Origin of the sequence: Algoriphagus ratkowskyi, assembly GCF_002150505.1 — a bacterium.
Taxonomy (GTDB): Bacteria; Bacteroidota; Bacteroidia; order Cytophagales; family Cyclobacteriaceae; genus Algoriphagus; species Algoriphagus ratkowskyi.
This window is the reverse complement of the sequence record NZ_MSSV01000008.1, coordinates 120,507-144,870: the sequence shown is the minus strand read 5'-3', so window position 1 is coordinate 144,870 and position 24,364 is coordinate 120,507. Positions and strand designations below refer to the sequence as shown.

Sequence of the window (24,364 nt, the reverse complement as noted above, 5' to 3'; positions counted from 1 at the left end):
ATTCAGAGATGATCAGGCGGAAAATACTTCCCTCCCATGTTTGATAGTTTTGAGTACTTCGAGATCGCCGTCTTCAAGTTTTTTGCAAAGAATCAAATCGGCGATAGATCCTTCTTTGAAAAGGCGATGACCAGGATTTACAAGCCTTTCAGGGCGAACAGAAGCCATGTCCCAAGCTTCGGAAAGCGATGCAAGCTTATTTTTGATTAGGAAAGAAACTCCACTACGGATATTGGAAGCCGAACCAGCAAGAATCGAAGGATTCGATTTGAGGTGTAGCTTGCCTGCTGGAGTCAAAGTAACCTCTCCACCGATGTGAAGTGAATAATCTCCTGCAGGCATACCAGACAACGAAACTGAGTCGCTGACAAGCATGAGATTTTCTTTTTTCACTTGCTTAAAAACCTGTATCACTTCCTCCGGAAGATGAAATCCATCGGCAATAATCGATGCGCTCAACTCATTCTGGGACAATTGTGACCAGATGTAATTGGGATGCCGCGCAAGGATTGGATGTGCTCCATTTCCAAGGTGGGTAGACAAACTAGCACCAGCCTTGACTGCATCCAGTATTTGTTGGTGAGTTGCATTTGTATGACCGATTGAGACCAAAATCCCGTGTTCCACACATCTTTCGATAAAGGGAACGGCATTTTCCCATTCCGGTGAAAGCGTGATTATTTTGATGAGTCCTTTCGCTTCAAGCTGCCATTTTTGAACCAAACTCCAATCAGGAGCGCAGACAAATTTCTTAGGATGCGCACCTCTAGGACCATCCATTGGAGAGATAAACGGCCCTTCAATATGCAGTCCTTCGATGCTCATTCTGGAAAACTCATCACTTTTCCGAAGGGAAACTAGCTGAAGAATCAATCGACTGATTTGCTCAGGGTCGTTGGTGATGAGGGTCGGGAAATGTGTCGTCACTCCCTCCTTATATAGGAGTCTGGAAATCTCAGCCAGCTTAATCGGATCAGAATGAATCTCATTGTAATCGATTCCTCCGTAGCCGTTGACCTGAATATCTGTAAAGCCCGGCCCCAGAATCAGGTCTTGGCCTAAAGGAGTTTGTACAGGTGCTATGCTGTCAATGATTCCTTCATAAAAGGAAATCTCTATTGCTGATCCGTCTTGGTATGAATTGCCTTGAATGTTCATACTGAAAAAGCCCATTTCCTAACTTTATGTCCATATACCGCATAATATACCAAGTAGAGATAACATGGGAAAAGCACCCAATAGGCAAAGCGTACATCGTACAAATCAGCCAGATAGCCGTAGATCAAGGGCATGATTGCGTTTCCACAAAGTCCCATAATCATAATCGAAGCACCAAGTTTGGTGAACCGGCCAAGTCCATCCAGGGCCAAAGGCCAAATTCCTGCCCAAACCAATGAATTCGCCAAGCCAAGCAAGACTACAAACCAAATAGAAACATCCGTAGTGATCCCAAACAGCGTAACGTCTCCGGAAGTGAATAATATCAGGAGGGTGAAAAGAGTACCTAAAAGCGTACAAATCCTCAAAATATTAACCTGAGAAATCACTTTGGGAATCAGTGAAATCCCGATCAAATATCCAATAATTGTGAAAGCAAGCGTATAGGAAGGAAAAACTTTGGCTTCCATCAACCCGATACCAAAGGAATCGGCATAGCCAATAACCGTATCAATAGCAATCACTTGGGTGCCCACATGAAGGAAAATAGCGAAGGCTCCCAAAATCAAATGAGGGAACTGTAAGATGGAGGTTTTACTGGAATTTGACGCGGCTAGCTCTACACTTTCATGCTCGGTATCAATCTCTGGAAGTGGTGAAAAACGCACCAGAATTCCCAAGCTTAATAACACAGTTCCTACTACAGCGTAAGGAGTAATTACCCGTTGAATCAGCTCATCCAGCACGGCATTTTTCTCCATCTCTCCCATGGTTTCCAATTGTTGGAAAAGCTCCGTATCCCCAACTCTAAGCACCACCGCAGCAAAGATGATGGGTGCGAGAATTCCTGCACCTTTATTGAAAATACCCATGACACTGATCCGCTGAACTGCTTTATCCTTTGGTCCCAAAATAGTCACATAAGGATTTGCGGCAGTTTGAAGTACTGCGAGGCCTGTTCCCAAGGTGAAAAGCCCCAGCAAAAAGACCTCGTAAGTTCTTCCTATCGCCGCTGGAATAAAGATGTATGCACCTACTGCCATAATGAAAAATCCAAACATCATCCCCTTCTTAAAACCTACAGCTTTGAGGAGGTAACCGGCAGGAACTGACATCACCAGATAGGATATGTAAAACGCGAAAGCAACGAGGTAGGAATCAAAATTACTTAGCGTGAAAGCTATTTTAAAATAGGGAATTAGGATAGCATTGATCCAGGATACGAAGCCAAAAACGAAGAATAAAACGCCAATAATCCCAATTGAGATCCAGGTATCTTTTTGGCTTAATGACTCCGCTTTTACGGCCACTGATTTTGAAGACATAGTTCTTTTGGGATGAAAGCGATTAGAATTTTGGAATTATGTGTTTTCGTGAGTAAAGGCCCAATTTCTTCATATCTGAAACAGACAACCGAAACGCTAAATAATATATGTGACCCGAAATATATTTTTGCTTTTCCTACTTATAGATAAACACATAATACTCAAAATGTTCATTTGATTATTCCTATAAATACAAAACTTTTCTTCAGCTACACAAGACTTTTCCGATCAATGGCCGGAAAGCAGTGACGAGGAACCTTCGTCTAAAAATAAGTGGTAATTCGAGTGGCTTTTAAGAATTGAAGCTGGATGATCTCGGCTGATTGAACCTTCTATGCAATTTTTTATAGCCAATGCTTTTCGAGTATCTGGCACGGAGCAGATGATAGCTTTGGATTTCATGATTTGCCTAATAGACATGCTGATTGCCTGTTGTGGAACTGCCTCCAAACTGGGAAACCAGCCTTCACCGAATTGCTGCATTCGGCAGGCTTGATCGAGATCAACCACGATATAGGGATGATCCGTCTCAAAATCTGCCGGCGGATCATTGAAAGCAAGGTGGCCGTTTTCACCGATTCCCACAAACGCTACATCGATTGGATTATTTCTGATTAATTCTCCTAAGCGTGCGCATTCGACTGCAGGATTGACTTCCCCATTAATTAAAAAGTAGGCTTTTATTTGGGGTAAATGAATAAAAAAACGTTCCAGTAAATATTTCCTAAAACTTGCCGGATGGGTAATCGGCAAGCCTAAATATTCATCTAAATGAAAAACAGTCACCTTGGACCAGTCGATGTCTATTTCAGCCAAAAGTTGTTCTAAAGTCTCAAATTGACTGGTGCCAGTGGCTAAGATGATATTGGCAAAGCCTTTCTTTTGAATTGCGGCTTTGATCAGGGCAGCCCCTTCTTTTCCAGCTAACTCTCCTAATTCTGCGGGCTTTTGACAAATCGATAAATTCATAGAAATAGCTTTTTTAGGGGTGGTTTTTAATTTGACTCAAATTATCAAAATTAAATTGATAAAAAGGTCTGCAAATAATCAATCTAATCTCTATTCTCCAATCTCTTAATCTCTACTCTTAACGTTCTGCTCTCTATTCTTACTTTCCACTCTTCCCCATTCAACCTAACAGCAAGCTTCAATACAATATCCAATTAACTTGCGATAGTATATTTTTCTATTTTAGTAAATGATATCACCCGAAATAAAGAATCCACCAACCTCATTATTTCAAAAACTCAAGTTTCTCGGACCTGGATTTATACTTTCAGCTTCCATTGTTGGATCAGGGGAATTGATCGCTACGACAGTACTCGGAGCAGAAGGTGGATTTATCACGTTTTGGGTCATCCTGGTCAGTTGTTTGGTCAAAGTCGCCATTCAGCTGGAGTTTGGAAAAAATGCTATTGTAACTGGTAAGCCGCTGATGGGTTCATTTTCTAAGTTGCCAGGTCCAAAAAACTGGGCAGTTTGGACTACGTTTCTCTTAACACTTTTCAAAATTCTTCAGCTAGGTGGAATGATCGGTGGAGCCGCCATTGCACTTAGTATGCTTTTGCCCCAACTCTCCCCTATTTTACTTGCTTTCATTTTGGGGGCAGTTACTAGCTTATTGATTTACAGAAATTACTACAGCATTGTAGAGAAGACTTCTATGGTAATGGTGGTGGGTTTTACTGTTTTTACGCTTGCATCGGTTATTGCTGTAAGCTATAGTCCGTATGCATTTACATTTTCGGACGTGCTGAGTGGCTTAGCTTTTGAGTTGCCTTCCAACTTGGTTTTTGTAGCCATAGGTGCTTTTGGTATCACTGGAGTCGCAAGCGACGAGATTATAGCTTATACCTATTGGTGTTTGGAAAAAGGCTATGCTAAATATACTGGCGAAAATGATGGTACTGAAGAATGGAAAAATCGGGCGAATGGCTGGATAAAAATCATGTATCTGGATGCAATTGTGGCCATGATGATTTACACTGTAGTCACTGCAGCGTTCTATTTACTGGGAGCTTCCATACTCTATGGCAATGCGGATATCCCATCTGGCAACCAACTCATAGAAACCCTTGCCAATATTTACACACAAACCTTGGGCGAAAACGCTCGCTTGGCCTATATCTCCGGGGCTTTCTTTGTGCTTTTCTCTAGTGTATTTGCTACACTTGCTTACTGGACAAGATTGTTTCCAGACATCTTCGGTGAATTTGGTTGGATAGATTGGCAAAATTTGAAAACCAGAAAAAGATGGGTGGCGATCTTGGCCTGGGTATTACCAATTCTTTGGGCAATTGCCTTTGCTTTTGTAAAACTCCCAGCTTTTATGGTTTTATCTGGAGGCGTGGTAGGTTCTGTATTGCTACTATTGGTTGTTTATGCAGCCATTCAGTTTCGCATAAAGAATAATGCTTTAAATCTAGCTTCAGGGCTTTTCTCAAGCATACTATTCTGGCTAAGCGTATTTTCTATTGGGTTGGTTTCTATCTATGGTATTGTGAAGCTTTTCTAGAAAATTTTACTTTCAATTAACTTACTGATTATTTGGGTATAATGGCAGTTAAAAAACGCCATAATCAAAAAAGCCTCCCCGAAGGAAGGCTTTTAATAAAATAAGGCAGTGCGTCCTTATTTTACAGTTTCAACTACAGCTTTAAATGCTTCAGGATGATTCATGGCTAGATCTGCCAAAACCTTACGGTTAAGTTCGATTTCACCTTTCTTCAATAAACCCATTAATTGAGAATAGGATACGCCGTGCATTCTAGCACCTGCGTTGATACGCTGAATCCATAAAGCTCTGAATTCTCTTTTCTTTGCTTTACGATCTCTGTACGCATACTGAAGACCTTTCTCATACTTGTTTTTGGCTACTGTCCAAACGTTGCTACCTCTTCCGAAGTAACCTCTTGTGGCTTTTAGCACTTTTTTTCTTCTTGCTCTGGACGCAACCGCGTTTACCGATCTAGGCATAGTGTTTTGTTTTTTGACGCATGGTGTCCCGAATTATCGGGATCTTGGAAACCAGTGTGCCTGGTGAATAAATAAACCTTAATTAATTAATTTTTAAGCTACTGCAGAGAATCAGATTCTCAACATTGCTCTCACTCTACCTTCGTCAGATTCGTGAACTAGACCTGTTTTAGTCAAGTTTCTCTTTCTCTTGGTAGCTTTCTTGGTCAGGATGTGGCTTTTGAAAGCGTGTTTCCTTTTGATTTTGCCGGTTCCCGTTAAAGCGAACCTCTTCTTTGCACCGGATTTGGTTTTTACCTTTGGCATTTTGCTGTATTTATATTAGTTGAAATTTATTTCTTTCCTGCCTTCGGAGCGATGAAAATGTTCATTCTCTTTCCTTCCATTTTTGGAAGCTGCTCTACTGCACCGAATTCAGCTAGTGCCTGAGCAAATTTAAGAAGTAGCATCTCTCCTCTTTCTTTAAACACAATGCTACGACCTACGAAATGTACGTATGCTTTCACTTTAGCACCTTCCTTCAAGAAGTTGATTGCATGCTTCAATTTGAAATTGTAATCATGCTCATCCGTATTCGGTCCGAATCTGATTTCCTTCAAAACAATCTTCGCTGCATTGGATTTGATCTCCTTCTGCTTCTTTTTCTGCTCGTATTTAAACTTAGCGTAGTCAAGAATTTTACAAACTGGAGGATCGACAGTTGGAGAAATCTCTACAAGATCTAAGTCGTTGTCCTGAGCAAGTTTGATGGCTTTTTCAAGTGGAAGCAATGCGTTGCCGCCTTCTACGAAATCTCCCACCAGTCTCACTTCACGTGCTCTGATTTTGTGGTTTACTTTATAAGGCTCTTCCTGTCTACCTCTATAGGGTTGTCTTTGGTTTCTCAAGTTTGCGTTGATTGTTTTTATGAAATTGGATGCAAATATCGGAATTATTTCTAATTAAGAAAAACTGAATTAAATAATAACTTAGTATTACTTACTCAAAGATGCTGAAATAATGCCTTGAAAATAATTTATAAACTCCTCCGCTGAGAAGTTACCTAGATCTCCTTCACCATGTTTACGGACAGAAAGCTTTCGCTCTTCCTGCTCCTTTTCCCCCACTATTAGCATGAAAGGCACTTTTTTAACTTCAGAGTCACGGATTTTTCTTCCGATCTTCTCATCTCTGTTGTCTATAGAACCTGATATTCCTGCGTCCTCAAGAAGTATTTTTATCTCTTCAGCATATTCTACATATTTTTCAGAAATAGGTAAAATATTGATTTGCTCTGGAGAAAGCCATAGCGGGAAGTTGCCAGCACAGTGCTCAATAAGTACCGCGACGAAGCGTTCCAAAGAACCAAACGGTGCTCTGTGAATCATCACTGGTCTATGCTTCTGATTGTCCGAGCCAATATATTCCAACTCGAATCGTTCTGGTAAGTTATAATCCACTTGGATAGTTCCCAACTGCCATTTTCTTCCCAAAGCATCCTTCACCATGAAATCTAGCTTAGGGCCATAGAACGCCGCTTCACCGAGCTCAGTGACAGTAATTAATCCTTTTTCAGCCGCGGCTTCAATAATTGCAGCTTCTGCTTTGTTCCAGTTTTCATCACCACCAATGTACTTGGAAGCATTTTCTGGATCTCTCAAGGAAATTTGAGCCGTATAATCTTCAAAACCCAAAGCTTTGAACACATAAAGCACCAAATCAATTACTTTGATAAACTCCTCTTTCACCTGATCTGGGCGACAGAAGATGTGCGCATCATCCTGAGTAAAACCTCTCACACGGGTCAAACCGTGAAGCTCTCCACTTTGCTCGTAGCGATATACCGTTCCAAACTCTGCGTAGCGAATTGGTAATTCTTTGTAAGAATGTGGCTTGTTTTTATAGATCTCGCAGTGATGCGGGCAGTTCATAGGTTTCAGCAAAAACTCCTCGCCTTCATGTGGCGTAGCAATAGGCTGAAATGAATCTTTACCGTATTTCTCATAGTGACCAGAGGTTTCATATAAAACCTTATGGCCAATATGAGGCGTTATTACCTGCTGATAACCTGCTTTATCCTGTGCTTTTTTCAAGAAGTTAACTAAGCGCTCACGCAAAAGGGTGCCCTTTGGAAGCCAAAGCGGAAGACCCGCTCCTACTTTCTCAGAAAACATGAAAAGCTCTAATTCACGACCTAGCTTTCTATGATCGCGTTTTTTTGCCTCTTCTAACAAAGTCAGGTAATCAGTAAGCTCCTTAGCTTTGGGGAAAGTAACTCCGTAAATACGGGTAAGCATTTTGCGCTTCTCGTCTCCTCTCCAATACGCTCCAGCGATGTTGGTCAGTTTTACAGCTTTTACAAAACCTGTATTTGGAATATGTGGACCACGACAGAGATCTACGAAGTTTCCTTGCTGATAGAAAGTGATCGTGCCATCCTCAAGTCCTTCTAAAAGATCCAATTTATACTCATCCCCTTTATCCTGGAAATATGAAATCGCATCTTTCTTGGAAACGTCTGAACGTAGGTACTCATTTTTCTCACGAGCCAATTCGATGATTTTCTTCTCGATTGCTTCCAGTTCGGAGCCATCAAGCATTTTATCACCAAAATCTACATCGTAGTAGAAACCAGTCTCGATTGGAGGTCCTATACCAAATTTGATCCCTGGATAAAGCGCTTCCAATGCTTCTGCAAGCAAGTGAGCGGAAGAGTGCCAAAAGGTATTTTTGCCTTCTCCGTCATTCCAGGTCAATAATTGAATGGATGAATCTTCGTTGATTGATCTGGTAGCATCCCAAACTTGTCCGTTTACTTTGGCGGCTAGAACGTTTCTCGCTAAACCCTCGCTGATACTTGCAGCAATCTGTAGTCCGGTAGTTCCTTTTTCGTACTCCTTCACAGTGCCATCTGGAAGGGTAATTTTAATTTGTTCTGACATTTGTGTTTTTATTTCTGCCCATACAAACAGGCATCAAGATTAAGTTGCAAATATGCAAAAGTGCGCTGCAAACGAAAAATAAATAGGAAAGGAATATGGAAATGAGTGCCAATTTATTAATTATCTCCTATCATGCGTGTAACCTTATTTCTTTGCTTTGCTTTAGCTGGAAGACCGATGACGGATGACCGGAGTAGCCTCAATACTAGTGTTTAACTTACAATAAGTCGCTTTTTTGTCTTATACTGATCCGAATTGCAGAAACACCCACTTGCAACTGGATAAAGACACCTTATTTTTTCACTGTATAGACAATTAACACAGGATTTTCAGAGTTTTTGGCTGCAAATGCTACTTGCGCAAAGTTCTTCCCCTTGCCTTTCACGTATTTCTCGAAGCCCTCCTGACCGAGTTCTTCTTTCTTTTTCTGTAGTAAATTATAAAGGGTTTTACCTGGAATTGAATTCCCAGCCTTACTATCAGTAAACTGAAGGTAAATATTTGCAAATGGGTACAATTCATCCAAATCATTGACTAAAAGATTTTTAATCAAATTTGATTGCCGAGTTTCCGTATCGTAAATCATTAAAAAAGATTGTCCTTCATGCCTAAAGCTTGAAATGAGCAGATTTTCTACAATAAACCAGTTTTCCTGAAAATACAGTTTCGCCTCAGAATTTTGGAACCTTATATACGCCATACCATCCACTCCTACATCAAATTTCTTCATTTCCTGGATGTCCTGGCCATACTTACCAAAGTCCCAAACATACCTAGCTTTCAAGTGAGATTCATTTGCTTCATAGATCGTGTCTTGCAACGGCATTCCAAAAAAGATTTTTTCTCCTTGTTTTTGAAGGCTGGAAGCTCCACTATAGTATCCGTAAAAGGTATTCTCATCAAAAGGGATTGATCGTACCGTATCTTGAAATGCTTCATTCACAGATTCAAAAAAGAAGTCTCCTTTTTCTGAAGCATTCGTATAAAAATAATAGCTTTCCTCACTATCAGAATATGCTGCTGCCCCAATTTGTTGATCTACTTGTTGTTCTCTTAAAAACTTTCCCTCCAAATCAAACCACATCAACTTTTTAGGTACACCCAATAGCATTAATTCATTATCCTTGAAAACAGCAGAGTAAAACTGTACGTATTGCCCTGGCCCTTCACCATAGCCATTGATCTCATTGAGGTAATTTCCTGTTTCGTCAAAAATCTGAATGCATTTACAGCCTTGCGTATCGACAACATAAATTTTCTCATCATGAAAAAACATCTGATTTACACCTCTTCCTAACAATCCTTCATTTACATTTTCTTTTAGCCAGATATATTCTATCTCAGATTCAAAGAATTCTGAGAGCTTTCCTTCTCTAGCTTCAGAGAGGTCAACTTTGATGATTTCTAAATCATCGATGGTTTTTTCTGAATTGGCTTGGTCTCCAGATGAGCAGGCAGCAAAAAAGGCTGCTAGCAGGCAAAATAAAAATAGACGTAGTTTCTTCATTCACACAAAATAGTGAATAGAATCCGATAACTAAAGTATAATCTGTCCGGAGATTTTTACTGCAAATGGCTTGGCACCAGGATTATCCAGATAAGTCATTCTATGGAAGAAATCGACTCTCAAGAATTTGAAAATATTTTCGATTCCATAACCTAATTCCACGTAGGGTTTCCTTGGGTCAAGTCGCCCGAAGGTTTCTAATGGACTTCCCATAGGATCAGTAGTGGGTGCATTTGCTCTATTTTTATCGCTCACAGATCCAAACAGAATATTTGCATTTGCCACAGCACGCCACTTGAGTTTCTTAAGCAATGGAACTTTGTTGAGCAAAAAGCCTTCAAAATAATGTCTGTAGCGCAAGCTTGCATACTGATCTGAAGCAAATTCATTGAAATTCATCGTGTTGAACGCGGCTGATGTATAGAAAAAAGTCTCATTACCCAGATGATTTTTCAATACCGGATACGGAACTTCTCCAAACACTTTACCCGCGTCAAACTCATATCGCGATACTCCAAACATGCCCACGTTCAACCTCTGATAAATGTAAAAATTCAACTTGGAATAGGATATATCTCCGCCAAGCCAATCCATGCCTTTGGCATAGCTTAAGTCAAAAATAGGCCATCTCAATGGCCCCAAAGATTCTCGCTGGTTATCATTGATCAAGATCATTTCATCTCGACCATAACGTAGACCTATCTTCGCTTCTGTGGTTTCAAAAGTAGATTTGTAGTCCCCAGTCCCTTTTTCCAAATAATAAAAGTTGTATAGCGGACCAAAATTCATATACGTCAAATCTGAATACATTAGGAAACCTTTAAAAAACTCCCGCTGAAAATCTATTTGATGCTTCCTGCTGAAATAGGGTCTTCGCAAGGTGCCAAATCTACTTGCAGCTAGGAAGACACTGTTACCCTCCAAGCTTGAAATCTCCAAACCTACCTGATCAATTTCTTTTTGGGTATATAAGGATACAGAAGTCCAATGCGTTCTGTCCAATATTCGGGTAACTTTAGCAGTATATTTAAGTTCAGTATCTTTGAAACCATAGCCAGCGTATCCTGAGAGAGCCCATTTATTGCTGAACTTGATATTGGTTCGGAAACCCATTCCTAGCCTCACACCTTCTATGTCGTTGTAATTGAAAAAGCCTGGCCAAGGCCCAATATCCACTTTCCCAATCGGTAAATAACCTGTCCCAAAAAACTTAAGGCCTTCAGAATAGAAACGAATGATTGGGATTCTTTTCAAGGTATCCACCATTTTGAGGACAGCAATTTCCTCCTGAGTCAGGATATCCTGTCGATTATCTTTCCAAAACTCCTCACTTGCTTCGTCAAAGTCTGGCATCAGGATTACCGATTGGTTGAAGAAAGAGGTAGGACGAGGTTCCCCTACTTGGATGCTATCTGCCGATGTATAAAATTTGGCCAAAAGCCCTGCAGTTTTGGGAGTAATCTGCCCTATTTTAATTTGCACACGAGTTTTAGAAGGAATGAGAGGCCCTGCTGAAGTAGGAACCATCTCCTGCTGAATTTTAATTCGCTCTATAAAATTCAAGTTTGCTTCCTTTGGGATTGTCAAATCAACCTGTTTCAAGCCATACGTTTCCTTGTTTATCCAGATAGTACCAGTGAATGCCAAGTCTTGCTCTCGTAATGGATATACTTTCAATAAATAACAGGAATCATTTCCCACCAATACTGAATCGACTAAATCATAATCGTAAAACTGCTTCCACCCATCAGCAATCGGAGATACAAACTCTTTTCCTACGATTGATAGCCAATTTTTATAAAAGTTGTATTCCTGAAAAGCAGATCCAGTAATTTGTGAGGTAGTGGATCCATCGGTGATACCTACACCAGTCACTTTCGATTTCTCAACCACTTCTTTCCTCAGCTCAGGATTAGTTCTAAAGTAGAATTTGGAAAGTGTTTCAGAAAAGAATACAGGCAGTATTTTCTCCCCTTCATCGTTAGTCAGCTGCTTGATAGAGTCAAGTATGGCCGTTATTTTCTGGACGGATTTTCTATTTGAAAAGTCTTCTGAGACATGATCAATATCTATTTCAATCTTCGTATAATTCTTTGTTTGATAAGCTTTTAACTCTCTTTTATCAAAGTCCTTTTTTCTACCTACTGCTTGTCTAATTATTTCAAAGGCTGGGTTCTCTCCCGCAGTAAATACGAAGGTTTCCATTTCAAAATCTGAAGGTTTGAGCTGAAAGTTGATCGTTTGCTCTGTATCCTTTTGCAAAGCTTTGACCGCGCTGATGTACCCGAGGTAGCTCACCATGATACTATCTGTAAGCGTCCTTGCTTTTATACTGTAGTTTCCTTCAAAGTCTGTGGAAATCCCTACTGAAGTACCTTTCAGCAGAACAGAAGCAAATGGAATAGGATCACCAGTTGAGGAATCAGTCACTTTTCCCTTCACCATATATTGGGCGAAAGACTGGCTGCTAAAAAGGAGGAGGAAAAGTATAAGGTAATTACGCGTCATGTAAGATCAACAGCACTGGGAACAATTCCCTGCAAAATAAATTCATTAAATGTTCAAATCGTTACCTAGGCAACTAAAAATTACAAAAATTGATGATTGTGCTTATTTGAAGAAATCGAAAATTGAAAATTCAGCTAGTATATTTGAATCTGAAAACTGAGAATCATGATATACGATATAGTAATTATTGGTGGTGGAATAGTAGGATTAGGAACGGCTTTAAAAATCCAAAAATATCGTCCAGACCTAAAAATCGCCATTTTGGAGAAGGAAGATCAGCTGGCAAAACATCAAACGGGAAATAATAGTGGCGTGATTCACTCGGGTCTGTATTACAAGCCGGGCTCTCTCAAAGCGACCAATTGCATCGGCGGATATCATGAACTGATTCAGTTCTGCGAAGAAGAAAAGATTCCATTTGAAATCACTGGTAAAGTAGTAGTTGCAACCCGAGAAGAACAAAAGCCATTGCTGAACAACTTATATGAGAGAGGTATTCAAAACGGTTTGGAAGGGACGAAGTACATCACCATGGAGCAGTTGAAAGAATACGAACCTCATTGTGCCGGAGTGGCTGCCCTTCATGTTCCACAAACAGGAATTGTAGATTATTTCCAAGTTGCACTTGCCTATGGAAGGAAAATTATTCAGAGTGGTGGGGTGATTTTTTTGAACCATAAAGTATTAGAAATTAAGCAACAAGGAGGAATTAATTACATAGAAACTTCAAAGAAAACATTTGAATGCAAATTAGTGATTAACTGTGCTGGATTATATTCCGATAAGGTGGCTCAGATGAGTGAGGAAGATTCACTTGATGTGAAAATCATTCCGTTTAGAGGAGAGTATTTCAAGCTAAAAAAAGACAGAGAATTCTTGGTAAAGAACCTCATTTACCCAGTTCCAGATCCCAATTTCCCATTTCTCGGCGTTCACTTCACACGAATGATGAAAGGTGGCGTGGAAGCTGGACCAAATGCGGTTTTAGCTTTCCAAAGGGAAGGATACAAAAAATCTAAAATCAACCTAAAAGAGTTAGCTGAGACCCTGGCTTGGCCTGGCTTTCAGAAAGTCGCTGCTAAATATTGGCAAACAGGCTTTGGTGAGATGTATAGGTCCTTTTCCAAAGGAGCCTTTACCAAAGCGCTGCAGGAATTGATACCGGAAATTCAGGAGTCAGATCTAGTAGAAGGCGGAGCTGGTGTGAGAGCACAAGCCTGCGATCGTACAGGTGGACTTTTAGATGATTTCTCTATACGGGAATCAGCTCTTGCTATTAATGTGCTGAATGCCCCATCTCCTGCGGCAACAAGTTCTTTGGCTATCGGCGGAACAGTTGCGGAATTGGCTTTGAAGCGGTTCAAGTAACCTTGGAGGTTTTTTTTGTACACCCAAAGTTATGATGGAGAAAATCATTCATTATTGAATGAATGGAAGTGTTCGGAGACAAAACTTAAAAGGTTAACTTAAACCTGAGTATTCACAGAATCAGGCAGGTATCTATTAGCGAGCTTAATCATTTCATCACCTTTGACCAAATCACTCGCGCTGAGTTGTGAGGTATGTGTATGTCCAGAAGCACCCAAAAGCTCCTGAACGGCATGAACCGTATTTTTATGGAAATTATACACACGTTCAGATTTATCGGTTATCACCAATCCACCTACGAGATTCGCTCTTTGAGTAGCGACGCCTGTTGGACATTCGTTGGTATTACATCGCAATGCCTGAATACAGCCAATGCTAAACATAAATCCTCTAGCTGAATTACAAATATCAGCACCTAGCGCTATATTTTTAAGGATTGCGAATGCGCTAATTGCTTTTCCGGATGCGATAATTCTTATATGACTTCGAATTTGAAATTTCTCAAGCGTCATTCTAACAAATATAAGTGCTGGCTCAAGTGGTAATCCCACACTATCTGAGAACTCAAGAGGTGCTGCACCTGTTCCTCCCTCTGCCCCATCCACAGTTATAAAATCAGGATAAATATTCAGAGTTACCATTTCCTTGCAGATAGCTATAAATTCCTCCGTTCTACCAATGCAAAGTTTGAATCCTACTGGCTTTCCGCTGGATAATTCTCTTAGTTTTGATACGAATTCAAGTAGCTCTGTGGCATTGGTGAAAGCGCTGTGTGCTGGAGGTGAAAGTATTGTTGTTCCTGCTACAACACCGCGTATTTCTGCTATTTCTGCAGTATTTTTTACACCGGGTAAGACTCCACCATGGCCTGGTTTTGCTCCTTGAGATATCTTGATTTCTATCATTTTGACTTCCGGCCAATTTGCTTTTTCGGCAAATTTCTCTTCACTGAATTTACCATACTCATCGCGACAGCCAAAGTATCCAGTGCCTATCTGCCAAACCAAATCACCTCCTTCTCTGTGATGATTAGATATCCCTCCTTCTCCTGTATTGTGCGAAAACCCACCTTTTTTAGCACCTAGATTCAACGCTTTTATAGCATTGGAGCTTAATGAGCCAAAGCTCATAGCGGATATATTGAATATAGACGCTGGGTATGGTTGTTTGCAGGAATCGTTACCTATCATCACACGTGGATCCTCATCATGGGCGTGGACGGCATAGATGGAATGTCTCAATCCAATATAATCCTCGCCACTAATATCTCGCTGTGTACCAAAAGGATGCGTATCGTTCACATTTTTTGCTCTTCTGTAGACTAATGAACGAAGGTTTCTACTAAATGGCTTTCCATCTGTATTGGTTTCGATAAAATATTGCTGAATTTCTGGGCTTATTTTCTCAAGTAAATAACGAAAATGACCCAGAACAGGGAAATTTCTCAGAATAGCATGAGTTTTTTGATTTACATCATAAATACCTATAAATAAAAGTATTACAAGTATTCCGAGAATAAAATATCCAAATTTGAACTGTACAAATTGGAAATACCACATCAGAAAAAATGTCAATAATGAGAGTAGCACAAGGCTACCAAAAAACAGTTTACGCATAGTATATTGTTTCGGTGAATAGGCTTACAATATAGTAAAACCCCAAAGTCTAAACCTGATCTAGGAGGAATTGTTGAACTCTGAATTCTGACCAAGTAAACTCCTGTCCGCTCAGCATAAATCCAGTATGACCACCTCTTTTCGGCATTTCTAGCGTAAGTTCATGCATCTTTTCCGCCAGTTTTACTGGATAGCATTCAGGTCCAAGAAGTGGGTCATTAAGCGCATTTATTACTAATGTGGGAATGCTTATCTGAGGCATCCAATTATCTGCACTTACAGCTTTGTAGAAGTCAGCAGCATCTTTAAATCCATGCAACTTGGCTGTGAAATGTGTGTCAAAGGAATCAAAATCACTGATTAGCTCCAATAGGTCCAAGTCCAATAAGTCTGGATATTGCTCCGCTTTGGCTCGTATTTTTAATTTCAACTTTCCTAGAAATCTGTTTTTGTAGAAACTATTACTTCTCGATTTCAGTGTAATAGCACTCGAAAGTAAGTTACATGGCGTAGAATAAACTGCTGCCCGTTTGATCTCTCTTGGCAATTCATTTCCTTTTTCTCCAAGATATTTTAGTGTCTGAGCGCCTCCCATGCTTATACCAGTGAGAAAGATATCCTTGTAAGAATAGTTTTTAAGCACAAATGAAATTGTAGTGTCTAAATCATAACTAGCTCCATGATGATACAAAATTGGCTTAAGATTTATCTCTCCCCCACAAGATCTATTATTCCAAACTAGCACATCTACCTTTTTGGAATTGAATAGTTTCACCATTCCCTTGGCATAGTGCCGATCAGAATCCCCTTCCAATCCATGGGATAAAATCAGCAGCTTGGAGCTACCAACTTTAGACCAATCTAAATTCAAAAAATCACCGTCAGGTGTGTCTATTTTTTCCCTGACATAGGTGACGCCTGTCACTTTTCTAAAAATACTTGGAATAATTGTTTCCAGATGTCCATTAAATAAATAGGCTGGAGGACCTCCGTATGTTGAATTGATGATACTCATGAGGCGTCAAAAATAGAAAACTTTAAATGGAAAATATTTTCTCTCAGTCTTAGAAAAAATTCTTTATCCCTTTGTATTAATTTTCATCGGAGTCCATAATTTCAAAATTACAGCCTCATGAGCTAATAAATTTTCTACTTAGTAATGGCAAACACCCGCTCGATTGCTTGATCAAGCTTTTCCATCATATTCTTGTAATGCGTTGTGAAATTCGCTCCATCAAACCCATCACTTTCAATAATTGTTTTTCCTTCCTTAAGCTCTTCAATGAGATGAGTTAATTCGAACATACTCAATGTAGGCTTCATTTTATGGCGAATTTGCTGAAGTGTATGATCATTTTTTTGAAATGATCCCTCAATATATTTTTGTTTGAGCTCCAGTAGACCATTGTAAATTGCCAAAGTCAATTCCTTTTTAAAGTCTAAATCGCCCTCAGACATTTCGAGGATAAGCAACTCAAGTTCCGGATAAATTTGGTCCATCATAGTTTTGTAGATGTAGATGTTCCCGCAAGAAATCCTGTAGACCAGGCAGCTTGAAAATTAAAGCCACCAGTGATTCCATCAATATTCAGGACTTCCCCGGCAAAATAAAGGTTTGGATGAAACTTACTTTCCAAAGTTTCCGGATTTACCTCATCTAGTGCGATTCCTCCAGCTGTAACAAATTCTTCTTTAAAAGTCGTTTTACCTACAACTCTTAAAGTATAGCAAAAAAGATTCTGTACCAACTTATTGATTTGCTTTTTGGAAAGCGCTCCATATAATAAATCTGTTTCTATCTCTGAGCGTAAACAGAAATGGCCCCATAGTCTTGATGGAATTTCAAATAATGAATTACTCTCTACTTTTTTCTTCGGATGTGCAAGAGCAAAGCTTTTGATATGAGAATTGTAATGTTCCTCTCCAAAAGCTCCATTCCAATTGACTATGGCTGTGGCTACGTAGTTCTTTTCATTAAGCCATTGTGCTCCGAAAGCTGATAACTTCAATACTGCCGGCCCACTCACTCCCCAGTGAGTTACTAATACTGGGCCGCGATAAGTCAATTTGGTTCCTTCGATTTTGACGATTCCATCACTCGCCGAGACTCCCATCAATTCTCTTAGTGATTCTTTAGGAGTATTGAAAGTAAATAAAGAAGGAATTGGATCTAAAATCGTGTGATTTAACTTTTTAAGAAAGGAATAACTGTCCAATTTTGGATGTCCTCCCGTCGCAATTATTAACTTATCTACGTCGAAAATACCTGCATCCGTCTCAAGCTGGTACTTCTTTTCTAGTGGTGTTATAGACATTACACCACAAGATTTGCGAATCGAAATGTCGAGTTTCTGAGCTTCTTTTAACAATACATCAATTATAGATTGAGAGGAATCTGAAATAGGAAACATCCTTCCGTCTGCTTCTATTTTCAGTGGAACTCCTCTTCTTTCAAACCACTTTATAGTATCCTCTGATTTGTATTTTGAAAATACTTTTTTCAAAAACTTCTCACCTCTCGGATAGTTTTTAACCAATTTGGAGATCTCCATTGGTCGGTGTGTGACATTACACCTTCCGCCACCTGAGACCTTTACTTTGGACAAAAGCTTGGGCGATTTTTCAAAAATTGTAACTTCTCTCCCCTGTCCACTTGCATGAATTGCAGCAAAAAAACCTGCTGCTCCGCCACCAATAACTCCTATTTTCAAAATCTATAATCTATTGAAATACAACTAACTAACACGACTACCTTTTTCTGCTGAATGAACCTAAAATACCCCTAGTCAATTCTCTAAATATTGTTCTTCCAAGCTGTCTAATCATAGTATTTTTACTCAATTCCTCGATCATAGATTTTTCCTGGGTAGCTTTTTTAGAAGTTCGGGTTGTCGAATTAGGTCCTGGCAAAGTTGCTTTATTTTGAGCATCTTCTAGCGCTAGCATTTTCTTTTCTAGCATCTCATAAGCACTCTCTCTGTCTATATCCTGATTGTATTTTGACAGTAAATCTGAATTCCTTACTACCTCATCTATTTCTGAGGAAGTCAAAATATCCATTCTAGTAATAGGTGCTCTCACCAGAGTATGAGCTAGAGGTGTGGGAATTCCTTTTTCGTTCAAAGCTGTAATAAGCGCTTCGCCGATACCCATAGCTGTCAAAACCTCCGAAGTCTCGTAATAGGGAGAATCGGGATAGTTCTCGGCAGTTTTAGTGATAGCCTTTCTATCCTTTGCTGTAAATGCTCTCAAAGCATGCTGCACTTTCAAACCCAATTGTCCCAATATGCTATCAGGGACATCGGTAGGTGATTGAGTGCAAAAATAGACACCAACTCCTTTTGACCTGATTAACTTCACAATCGCTTCAATCTTATCCAAAAGGTCTTTTGAAGCATTGGAAAAGACTAAATGAGCTTCATCGATGAATAAGCAAAGCTTAGGTTGATCAGCATCTCCTTGCTCAGGAAATGTTTCATAGATCTCCGAAAGCAGGCTTAGCATAAAGGTAGAGAATAGCTTGGGCCGACTCTGAATGTCGGTCAGACGAATCACGGAAATCACTCCTTTTCCATTCTTAACCCTCAAAAAATCTTCTACATCAAATGATTTCTCTCCAAAGAATCGCTCTGCGCCTTGCTGTTCCAGCTCGATAATCTTACGCATGATTGTATTTACCGAGGCGCCAGAAACCTGACCGTATTCCTTCTGAATGGCCTCTTTACCTTCATTTGTAATAAATTGAAGCACGCGTTTCAAATCCTTCAAGTCAACCAAAGGCAAATGGTTTACGTCACAATAACGAAAGATCAAAGAGATCACGCCCTGCTGTGTATCATTTAGCTCAAGGATCTGAGCTATCAATACAGGCCCAAATTCTGAAACAGAAGCTTTTAGCCGAACTCCTTTTTCGTCAGAAATAGACATCAGCTCAATTGGCAATCCCATCGGCTCATAATCAACTCCTATTACCTCAGATCTATTTTTAATAAAATCGTTGGCAGTTCCTGGCTGAGCAAGACCGGAGAGATCACCTTTCAAGTCCATCAAAACAGAAGGAACACCTTTCAATGCCAATTGCTCAGCGATTACTTGCAAAGTTTTCGTTTTGCCAGTTCCTGTTGCTCCAGCGATAAGCCCATGTCTATTCATGGTTTTCAGCGCAATTTTTATTTGGGCACCAGTCACAGGTACACCATCAAGTACGCCAGTACCTAGAATAATGGAGTCTTTCTTGTATTTCTGGCCTTCGGCTAGATGGGTGATGAATTCTTCTGTCTTACTCATAGTGGAAATAATTGTGCAACCAAACTACAAAAAACAATTTTTATAAAGGACTTACCTACTAGGTTTGAAAAAATATAAGCGGCCAATTCTCCCTAATTGAGATTAGATTCTCCATATGAAGTCCCAGCAATTTGGAAGTGGAATGTAATAATTTATGCGTTGTTAGTGATTTTTGTGCTACCTATTGAAGGTCACTATTATATATAGCCGCGTCTAGGTATTTTACAATTGTGCGATCGATGTATGCCCATGGAGTGACACTGTGTACTAGCCGGCAACTATTTACTCAGGAAAAAAAACCTTAATGCCGAAGCAAAAAGGTTTTCAAAAATAGACTTATGGTAATTCGATTAATGTGTGACCATTGGCTCAAGCGCTTTCGCTTGTTCTATGAAGTCTATCACTTTAGAAGCTGCAGGAACTACTCTGGTCAATCCTTTTTCCTCTTGAGTTTTGACTAAGGCAGCGTGAAGATTCTCTGCATTTCTGGTTCTCAATTCTTTCACGGTATCTACACCAGCAGCTTTGAGAAGCTCTGCAAATTGACTTGCAATTCCATTTATTCTAAAAAGATCGGCCATATTTACCCAATCGAGTATTTTACCTTCGTCTAGGCCAGAGGCTGCAGCTATAGTTTTTCTCCCAGACTTAGAAGCTCCTTTCTCCAAAAGCCCTTCCACAGAAGTTACTCCAGCAGTAGAAAGTTTCTCTTTCATAGCAGGGCCTATGCTTTCGATCATCGTGATTGGTTTTCCCATTTTGTGATTTTTTAGAGTTAATTTAAAATAACTGAAAATCCAGTGTTGACCTAACAGAATAAATCCACGACCTCAACTAGATTTAACCCCAAAATAGGGACAATATTTAACTTCTAAAATTTATGAGGTAGATTAATGCTCGATCTCCTCTTTTATAAAAATTAACTTTAGGATAAAGAAACTTCTACCTTTATTGCCTCCTTGAAAAAACATATTCCTGTGAACTTTAGAATTCACCTTCCCCTACTCATCTTTAGTCTTATTATTTCCTTAGCCTTTTGCCAAGTTTCACTTGCGCAAATAGGACCAAATCTTGGTCAAACTGATCAGTGGATGAAAGCCGCTAAAGCTGCCATTGAAAGAAATGATTACGAAACTGCAAATTCAATTTTCAGAAACTTGATCGATTCTGGACAGCCACTTCCTGAAGAAATGCCTTATCTATTTGCTGAGACCCTTTTCGAACTTAAGCAATATGACAATTCAGCTAATTTTCTTAATAAATATCTTGAGTTAACCGGCTTTACAGGATCGCATTATAAAGGAGCTCAGGAGCTGCAGTTACGATTGGAAACACCCTTGTCAGAAATGCAGCAATGTCAGCTTTGCGACCGTAGAGGATACAGATATAAAACCTGCTTTACTTGTGAAGGCGAGCGTCAGATCGAGCAAGAATGCAACTATTGCAAAGCTAAAGGCGTGGTCGGCTGTAGTCGTTGCAGTGGATCTGGTATGGTCACACGGATGAATATATTCAAAATTGTAGAATATTTTGAATGCGATAGATGTGCTGGAAAAGGCAGATTAACCTGTCCGGTTTGCGAGGGTAGTTTAAAAGAAGTGAGCTCTTGTCAAACTTGTAATGGAAGCGGAAAATTGAGTTCAGAAGAAATCTGTAGTCATGAGGGCGAAATACACGAGCATTGATTTCAAGCAAAGTACTTAGAGGTTTTGACTAGCTAATTCCCTCTATGTGCTTTGCTTTTTAAATGACAAACAACCATCTTCTTAGTATTCATATTTCTAAGTAGGCTTTAAGTTTTTTTCGCAGAGTTCTAATAACTATCGATCAACTTCCAGTGAGATCTTTGGCTGGTTGATAAGCACTGGCTTACCAAAACCTAGTTTCTCAAGGCCATCCAATTGTGTCTTTGCGTCGCCAACTACAAGCCAGATCATCGTAGTAGGATCTAGATAGCTCCCCGCCAATTCCTGAATTCTTTCTACAGTCATCTCATTCACAATTTTTTCTCTATCCTTTACATAGTCAGCATCCCAGCCATAGGCACTGATATTTTCCAGCATATTGAGCTTTGCTCCAGCTGTTTCAAAAGCTCTAGCATTGCTCTTGATCATAAAACTCTGCGTGGTTTCCAAGTCTGCAGGAGTATAGGTGGATCCAAAATCAGCCAGAATATCTTTCACTAATTGAGCTGATTCATAGGTGACATTACTTCGTACTCCGCTACTTATCGTGAAAGGCTCAGCTATTTTTCCTCCAGAAAATGAAGATCTGATTCCATACGTATATCCTTTTCCCTCTCTCAATTCCTGAGTAAGACGAGATGCAAATCCTCCTCCACCCAAAATATAATTCATCACAGTAGCAGGATAAAAGTCTGCATCTGTAGAAGCTAGCGCTGGATAACCAAACTGCAACAAAGACTGCTTGGAGTCAGGAATATCATAAAAATATACTGTGGCTTGTTCTGGCCTTGAAGGTGATTTGTAAGCAGGGATAGTTACTACTTTGCTTTTCCAAGCAGTAGTCAAATCTTTAAGTGGAGCTAGAATCTCTGCTTGTCCCAGTGCACCGACTACATGCATTCTGGTGACAGATGGAGATATAAACTTCGCATAATAGGCTTTAAGATCATCAAGGGTAATGGCTTCTACGGACTTGAGGCTGCCCAAGATATTCTGAGATCGGATATTATCCTCTCCATAGATCAATTTGTTGAACTCATTTTGAGCCACCATATTCGGACTAGCAGCTAGTTGACTGATTCGAGCTACAGTTGATTGTTTTGCTAGCGCAAACTCTACAGAATCCCATCGTGGCTCTAAAAGAATTTCTTTGACTATAGCTATTACCTCGTCGTAATTTCTACTTAACGTAGTTACAGTTAAGTTCGTGCTTTCTGTAGTGGCAAAGACATTCACTGAAGCTCCCAATTGTTCTATTTCATCTTCCAGCTGAGCGGTAGTTTTGGTTTTAGTGCCTTTAGTCAAGAGCTGCGCCAGGAGATTTGCTACGCCCACTTTTGTAGGATCATCCAGCAACTGTCCTCCATCTATCACCATATTGGATTGAACCAAAGGCACTTCATGATTTTCGATACCAAACACATTCAGTCCATTACTAAGAGATTCTTTCCAGACTGTTGGTATTTTTACTTCAGGAGATTTCCCATAAGGAGGTTCTACAGACCTATCAAAGCTAGAAGGCGCTTTTTCATAACTGGCCTGTATTGAAGCATCAAAATTTTCCTCTGCACCCTGAACGATTTGTTCCTCAACTACATCCGCTTTTTCTGATCCTTCTAGTGCAGCACTCAGATTATTTCTTGGCACAAAGCTGGTAGCAATGTAATTTTTGCCTTTGATGTATTGCTCATAAACGCGATTGACGTCTGCAGCAGATACGGCCAACACATACTTAATCTCTTCATTAATAAATCCAGCATCATGCGCAAAAATGTTATACTGAGCCAGCTGAACGCCTTTTCCAAGAACGCTAGATAATGTATTGTAGAACATGGTTTCCTGTCCGGCTTTGATTCGAGCCAAATCTTTTTCAGATATTCCTTCTGCCTCAAATTTTGCAAATGCTTCTTCTACCGCGACAGCGACCTCATCTAGATCTTTATCTGCAAAAGCTCGAACTGATAACTGTGCCTGTCCGGCCAGCTCAGAGGTTCGATTGTACATCCTTACGTTTGATGTAAGCTTTTTCGCATCAACAAGCACCTGATTGAATGGAGCTTCTTTACCGCTAGAAAGGTATTCAGAGAGTACTTCAAGCGCATAAGAATCTGGGTGATATTGCTCCACAGTGGGCCAAGTCATGGTAAGTTCTGGCAGTCGCGCAAAATTATCCTCGTGATATAACTTCTTAATTGCCTCTACTTTCCCTGGTCTAGGAGCCATGGCATCAAGAGGTTCGCCTGTAGGAATCTCATCAAAATACTTTTTTACCCATGCCTTCGCTTGCTCTGGATCGAAATCTCCAACGATAGTAAGTGTTACATTATTAGGCACATACCAGCGTCTAAAAAACTCCTTCACATCTTCAAGTTTTGCATTTTGAAGATCCTCTAAGGAACCAATCACCTGCCAATTATAGGGATGATCTGCAGGATAAAGGTTTTTATCAATGACATAGGAAGTGTGGCCATAAGGTTGATTGTCCACTCCTTGACGCTTTTCATTTTTTACTACTTGCTTTTCTTTGGCTAAAACAGGGTCAGTTACTGTATTGATAAACCAGCCCAACTTATCCGCTTCCGCCCAGATCATTTTTTCTAGCGCATCATTGGGTACAGTTTGCAGGTAGTTTGTCCTGTCACGACTTGTAGATCCATTGGCTCCAGACCCTCCTATTCTAGCAGACATTTTGTCGAGACCACCTTTGCCGAGATTCTCGGATTCGAGGAAAAGTAAATGTTCAAAAAGGTGTGCGAAACCAGTTCTTCCCTCCTTCTCGCGAGCTGAACCTACGTGTGCTGTGAGCGCTACTGCTACCACGGGGTCTGAATTATCTATATGGAAAACAACTTCAAGACCATTTTCTAGCTCAAATTTTTCAAAGTCCACTTTAAAGTCCTGAGAAACCGTTTCAACTTTTTTATCGCAGCTAACTGCCAAAAGCACGATGAGTACTAACGAGGTGATCCTATAAAACATGTTTTGAGGTTTTGATTTTAAAATTCTGTAAAAA

General features: G+C 40.0%; 19 protein-coding genes. 3 read left to right on the top strand and 16 right to left on the bottom strand.

The features are described 5' to 3' along the window. Positions 1-12: 12 nt before the first annotated feature. The 3 genes from BVH02_RS10535 to BVH02_RS10525 all read right to left on the bottom strand — a co-directional run bounded on the left by BVH02_RS10535 (position 13) and on the right by BVH02_RS10525 (position 3,452). On the bottom strand, positions 13-1,158 hold the full coding sequence (locus BVH02_RS10535; RefSeq protein WP_086501410.1) for an N-acetylglucosamine-6-phosphate deacetylase: 1,146 nt from the start codon (positions 1,156-1,158) through the stop codon (positions 13-15). Next, positions 1,155-2,483 carry a sugar MFS transporter gene (locus BVH02_RS10530; protein ID WP_086501409.1) on the bottom strand — a complete coding sequence of 443 codons (1,329 nt, stop codon included), beginning with the start codon at positions 2,481-2,483 and terminating at the stop codon, positions 1,155-1,157. Before BVH02_RS10530 ends, BVH02_RS10535 begins: the two co-directional genes overlap by 4 nt. A 228-nt stretch (positions 2,484-2,711) precedes the next feature. After that, entirely contained in the window at positions 2,712-3,452 is a 741-nt protein-coding gene (locus BVH02_RS10525) for a glucosamine-6-phosphate deaminase (RefSeq protein ID WP_086501408.1), read from the bottom strand. Positions 3,453-3,681: 229 nt separating this feature from the next. Here BVH02_RS10525 and BVH02_RS10520 point away from each other — a divergent pair, with 229 nt between their 5' ends. Continuing rightward, entirely contained in the window at positions 3,682-4,998 is a 1,317-nt protein-coding gene (locus tag BVH02_RS10520) for an Nramp family divalent metal transporter (protein WP_086501407.1), read from the top strand. A gap of 116 nt (positions 4,999-5,114) precedes the next feature. Here the strand turns inward: BVH02_RS10520 and rplT are convergent, their stop codons facing one another. From rplT to BVH02_RS10490, 6 genes are all read right to left on the bottom strand, one after another. Next, positions 5,115-5,459 carry a 50S ribosomal protein L20 gene (gene rplT / locus BVH02_RS10515; RefSeq protein ID WP_086501406.1) on the bottom strand — a complete coding sequence of 115 codons (345 nt, stop codon included), beginning with the start codon at positions 5,457-5,459 and terminating at the stop codon, positions 5,115-5,117. Positions 5,460-5,570: 111 nt separating this feature from the next. Continuing rightward, positions 5,571-5,765: a 50S ribosomal protein L35 gene (gene rpmI / locus BVH02_RS10510; RefSeq protein ID WP_086501405.1), complete on the bottom strand. Its 195-nt coding sequence runs from the start codon at positions 5,763-5,765 to the stop codon at positions 5,571-5,573. A gap of 26 nt (positions 5,766-5,791) precedes the next feature. Beyond that, positions 5,792-6,346, bottom strand: coding sequence for a translation initiation factor IF-3 (gene infC / locus BVH02_RS10505; RefSeq protein ID WP_086501404.1), 555 nt, complete (start codon positions 6,344-6,346; stop codon positions 5,792-5,794). An 87-nt stretch (positions 6,347-6,433) separates the two neighbouring features. Next, on the bottom strand, positions 6,434-8,380 hold the full coding sequence (gene thrS / locus BVH02_RS10500; RefSeq protein WP_086501403.1) for a threonine--tRNA ligase: 1,947 nt from the start codon (positions 8,378-8,380) through the stop codon (positions 6,434-6,436). A gap of 292 nt (positions 8,381-8,672) precedes the next feature. Beyond that, the gene (locus BVH02_RS10495; protein ID WP_086501402.1) at positions 8,673-9,887 is read right to left on the bottom strand and encodes a 6-bladed beta-propeller; all 1,215 of its coding nucleotides are present in this window, start codon (positions 9,885-9,887) and stop codon (positions 8,673-8,675) included. A 30-nt stretch (positions 9,888-9,917) separates the two neighbouring features. Beyond that, complete coding sequence (locus BVH02_RS10490; protein ID WP_223271756.1) at positions 9,918-12,332, bottom strand: DUF5686 and carboxypeptidase-like regulatory domain-containing protein; 2,415 nt, start codon at positions 12,330-12,332, stop codon at positions 9,918-9,920. Positions 12,333-12,560: 228 nt separating this feature from the next. On the opposite strand from BVH02_RS10490, the gene lhgO reads away from it, so the two are divergent. Next, complete coding sequence (gene lhgO / locus BVH02_RS10485) at positions 12,561-13,763, top strand: L-2-hydroxyglutarate oxidase (protein WP_086501400.1); 1,203 nt, start codon at positions 12,561-12,563, stop codon at positions 13,761-13,763. A 98-nt stretch (positions 13,764-13,861) separates the two neighbouring features. Here the strand turns inward: lhgO and BVH02_RS10480 are convergent, their stop codons facing one another. The 6 genes from BVH02_RS10480 to BVH02_RS10455 all read right to left on the bottom strand — a co-directional run bounded on the left by BVH02_RS10480 (position 13,862) and on the right by BVH02_RS10455 (position 20,424). Further along, entirely contained in the window at positions 13,862-15,379 is a 1,518-nt protein-coding gene (locus BVH02_RS10480; RefSeq protein ID WP_086501399.1) for an FMN-binding glutamate synthase family protein, read from the bottom strand. Positions 15,380-15,428: 49 nt separating this feature from the next. Beyond that, positions 15,429-16,394 (bottom strand): YheT family hydrolase, encoded by a 966-nt coding sequence (locus tag BVH02_RS10475; protein ID WP_086501398.1) that lies wholly within the window; start codon positions 16,392-16,394, stop codon positions 15,429-15,431. Positions 16,395-16,528: 134 nt separating this feature from the next. Then, positions 16,529-16,882, bottom strand: coding sequence for a hypothetical protein (locus BVH02_RS10470; protein WP_086501397.1), 354 nt, complete (start codon positions 16,880-16,882; stop codon positions 16,529-16,531). After that, positions 16,879-18,090, bottom strand: a complete 1,212-nt coding sequence (locus BVH02_RS10465; protein ID WP_086501396.1) for a BaiN/RdsA family NAD(P)/FAD-dependent oxidoreductase — start codon at positions 18,088-18,090, stop codon at positions 16,879-16,881. Before BVH02_RS10465 ends, BVH02_RS10470 begins: the two co-directional genes overlap by 4 nt. Positions 18,091-18,127: 37 nt before the next feature. Beyond that, positions 18,128-19,666 (bottom strand): helicase HerA-like domain-containing protein, encoded by a 1,539-nt coding sequence (locus BVH02_RS10460; RefSeq protein WP_086501395.1) that lies wholly within the window; start codon positions 19,664-19,666, stop codon positions 18,128-18,130. Between the two features lie 350 nt (positions 19,667-20,016). Then, entirely contained in the window at positions 20,017-20,424 is a 408-nt protein-coding gene (locus BVH02_RS10455) for a DUF4332 domain-containing protein (RefSeq protein ID WP_086501394.1), read from the bottom strand. A 219-nt stretch (positions 20,425-20,643) separates the two neighbouring features. Here BVH02_RS10455 and BVH02_RS10450 point away from each other — a divergent pair, with 219 nt between their 5' ends. After that, complete coding sequence (locus BVH02_RS10450; RefSeq protein WP_223271755.1) at positions 20,644-21,351, top strand: outer membrane protein assembly factor BamD; 708 nt, start codon at positions 20,644-20,646, stop codon at positions 21,349-21,351. A gap of 135 nt (positions 21,352-21,486) precedes the next feature. On the opposite strand, the gene BVH02_RS10445 is transcribed toward BVH02_RS10450, so the two are convergent. Next, positions 21,487-24,330, bottom strand: coding sequence for a M16 family metallopeptidase (locus BVH02_RS10445; protein WP_086501393.1), 2,844 nt, complete (start codon positions 24,328-24,330; stop codon positions 21,487-21,489). Positions 24,331-24,364 lie beyond the last annotated feature (34 nt).

Excerpts from the sequence above, each read along its gene's own strand:
- BVH02_RS10495 (WP_086501402.1), bottom strand. The coding sequence starts at position 9,887 with ATGAAGAAACTACGTCTATTTTTATTTTGCCTGCTAGCAGCCTTTTTT.
- BVH02_RS10530 (WP_086501409.1), bottom strand. The coding sequence starts at position 2,483 with ATGTCTTCAAAATCAGTGGCCGTAAAAGCGGAGTCATTAAGCCAAAAA.
- BVH02_RS10445 (WP_086501393.1), bottom strand. The coding sequence starts at position 24,330 with ATGTTTTATAGGATCACCTCGTTAGTACTCATCGTGCTTTTGGCAGTT.
- rplT (WP_086501406.1), bottom strand. The coding sequence starts at position 5,459 with ATGCCTAGATCGGTAAACGCGGTTGCGTCCAGAGCAAGAAGAAAAAAA.
- BVH02_RS10470 (WP_086501397.1), bottom strand. The coding sequence starts at position 16,882 with ATGATGGACCAAATTTATCCGGAACTTGAGTTGCTTATCCTCGAAATG.
- BVH02_RS10520 (WP_086501407.1), top strand. The coding sequence starts at position 3,682 with ATGATATCACCCGAAATAAAGAATCCACCAACCTCATTATTTCAAAAA.
- thrS (WP_086501403.1), bottom strand. The coding sequence starts at position 8,380 with ATGTCAGAACAAATTAAAATTACCCTTCCAGATGGCACTGTGAAGGAG.
- BVH02_RS10475 (WP_086501398.1), bottom strand. The coding sequence starts at position 16,394 with ATGAGTATCATCAATTCAACATACGGAGGTCCTCCAGCCTATTTATTT.
- BVH02_RS10535 (WP_086501410.1), bottom strand. The coding sequence starts at position 1,158 with ATGAACATTCAAGGCAATTCATACCAAGACGGATCAGCAATAGAGATT.
- BVH02_RS10490 (WP_223271756.1), bottom strand. The coding sequence starts at position 12,332 with ATGGTGAAGGGAAAAGTGACTGATTCCTCAACTGGTGATCCTATTCCA.
- BVH02_RS10525 (WP_086501408.1), bottom strand. The coding sequence starts at position 3,452 with ATGAATTTATCGATTTGTCAAAAGCCCGCAGAATTAGGAGAGTTAGCT.
- BVH02_RS10460 (WP_086501395.1), bottom strand. The coding sequence starts at position 19,666 with ATGAGTAAGACAGAAGAATTCATCACCCATCTAGCCGAAGGCCAGAAA.
- lhgO (WP_086501400.1), top strand. The coding sequence starts at position 12,561 with ATGATATACGATATAGTAATTATTGGTGGTGGAATAGTAGGATTAGGA.
- rpmI (WP_086501405.1), bottom strand. The coding sequence starts at position 5,765 with ATGCCAAAGGTAAAAACCAAATCCGGTGCAAAGAAGAGGTTCGCTTTA.
- BVH02_RS10480 (WP_086501399.1), bottom strand. The coding sequence starts at position 15,379 with ATGCGTAAACTGTTTTTTGGTAGCCTTGTGCTACTCTCATTATTGACA.
- BVH02_RS10455 (WP_086501394.1), bottom strand. The coding sequence starts at position 20,424 with ATGGGAAAACCAATCACGATGATCGAAAGCATAGGCCCTGCTATGAAA.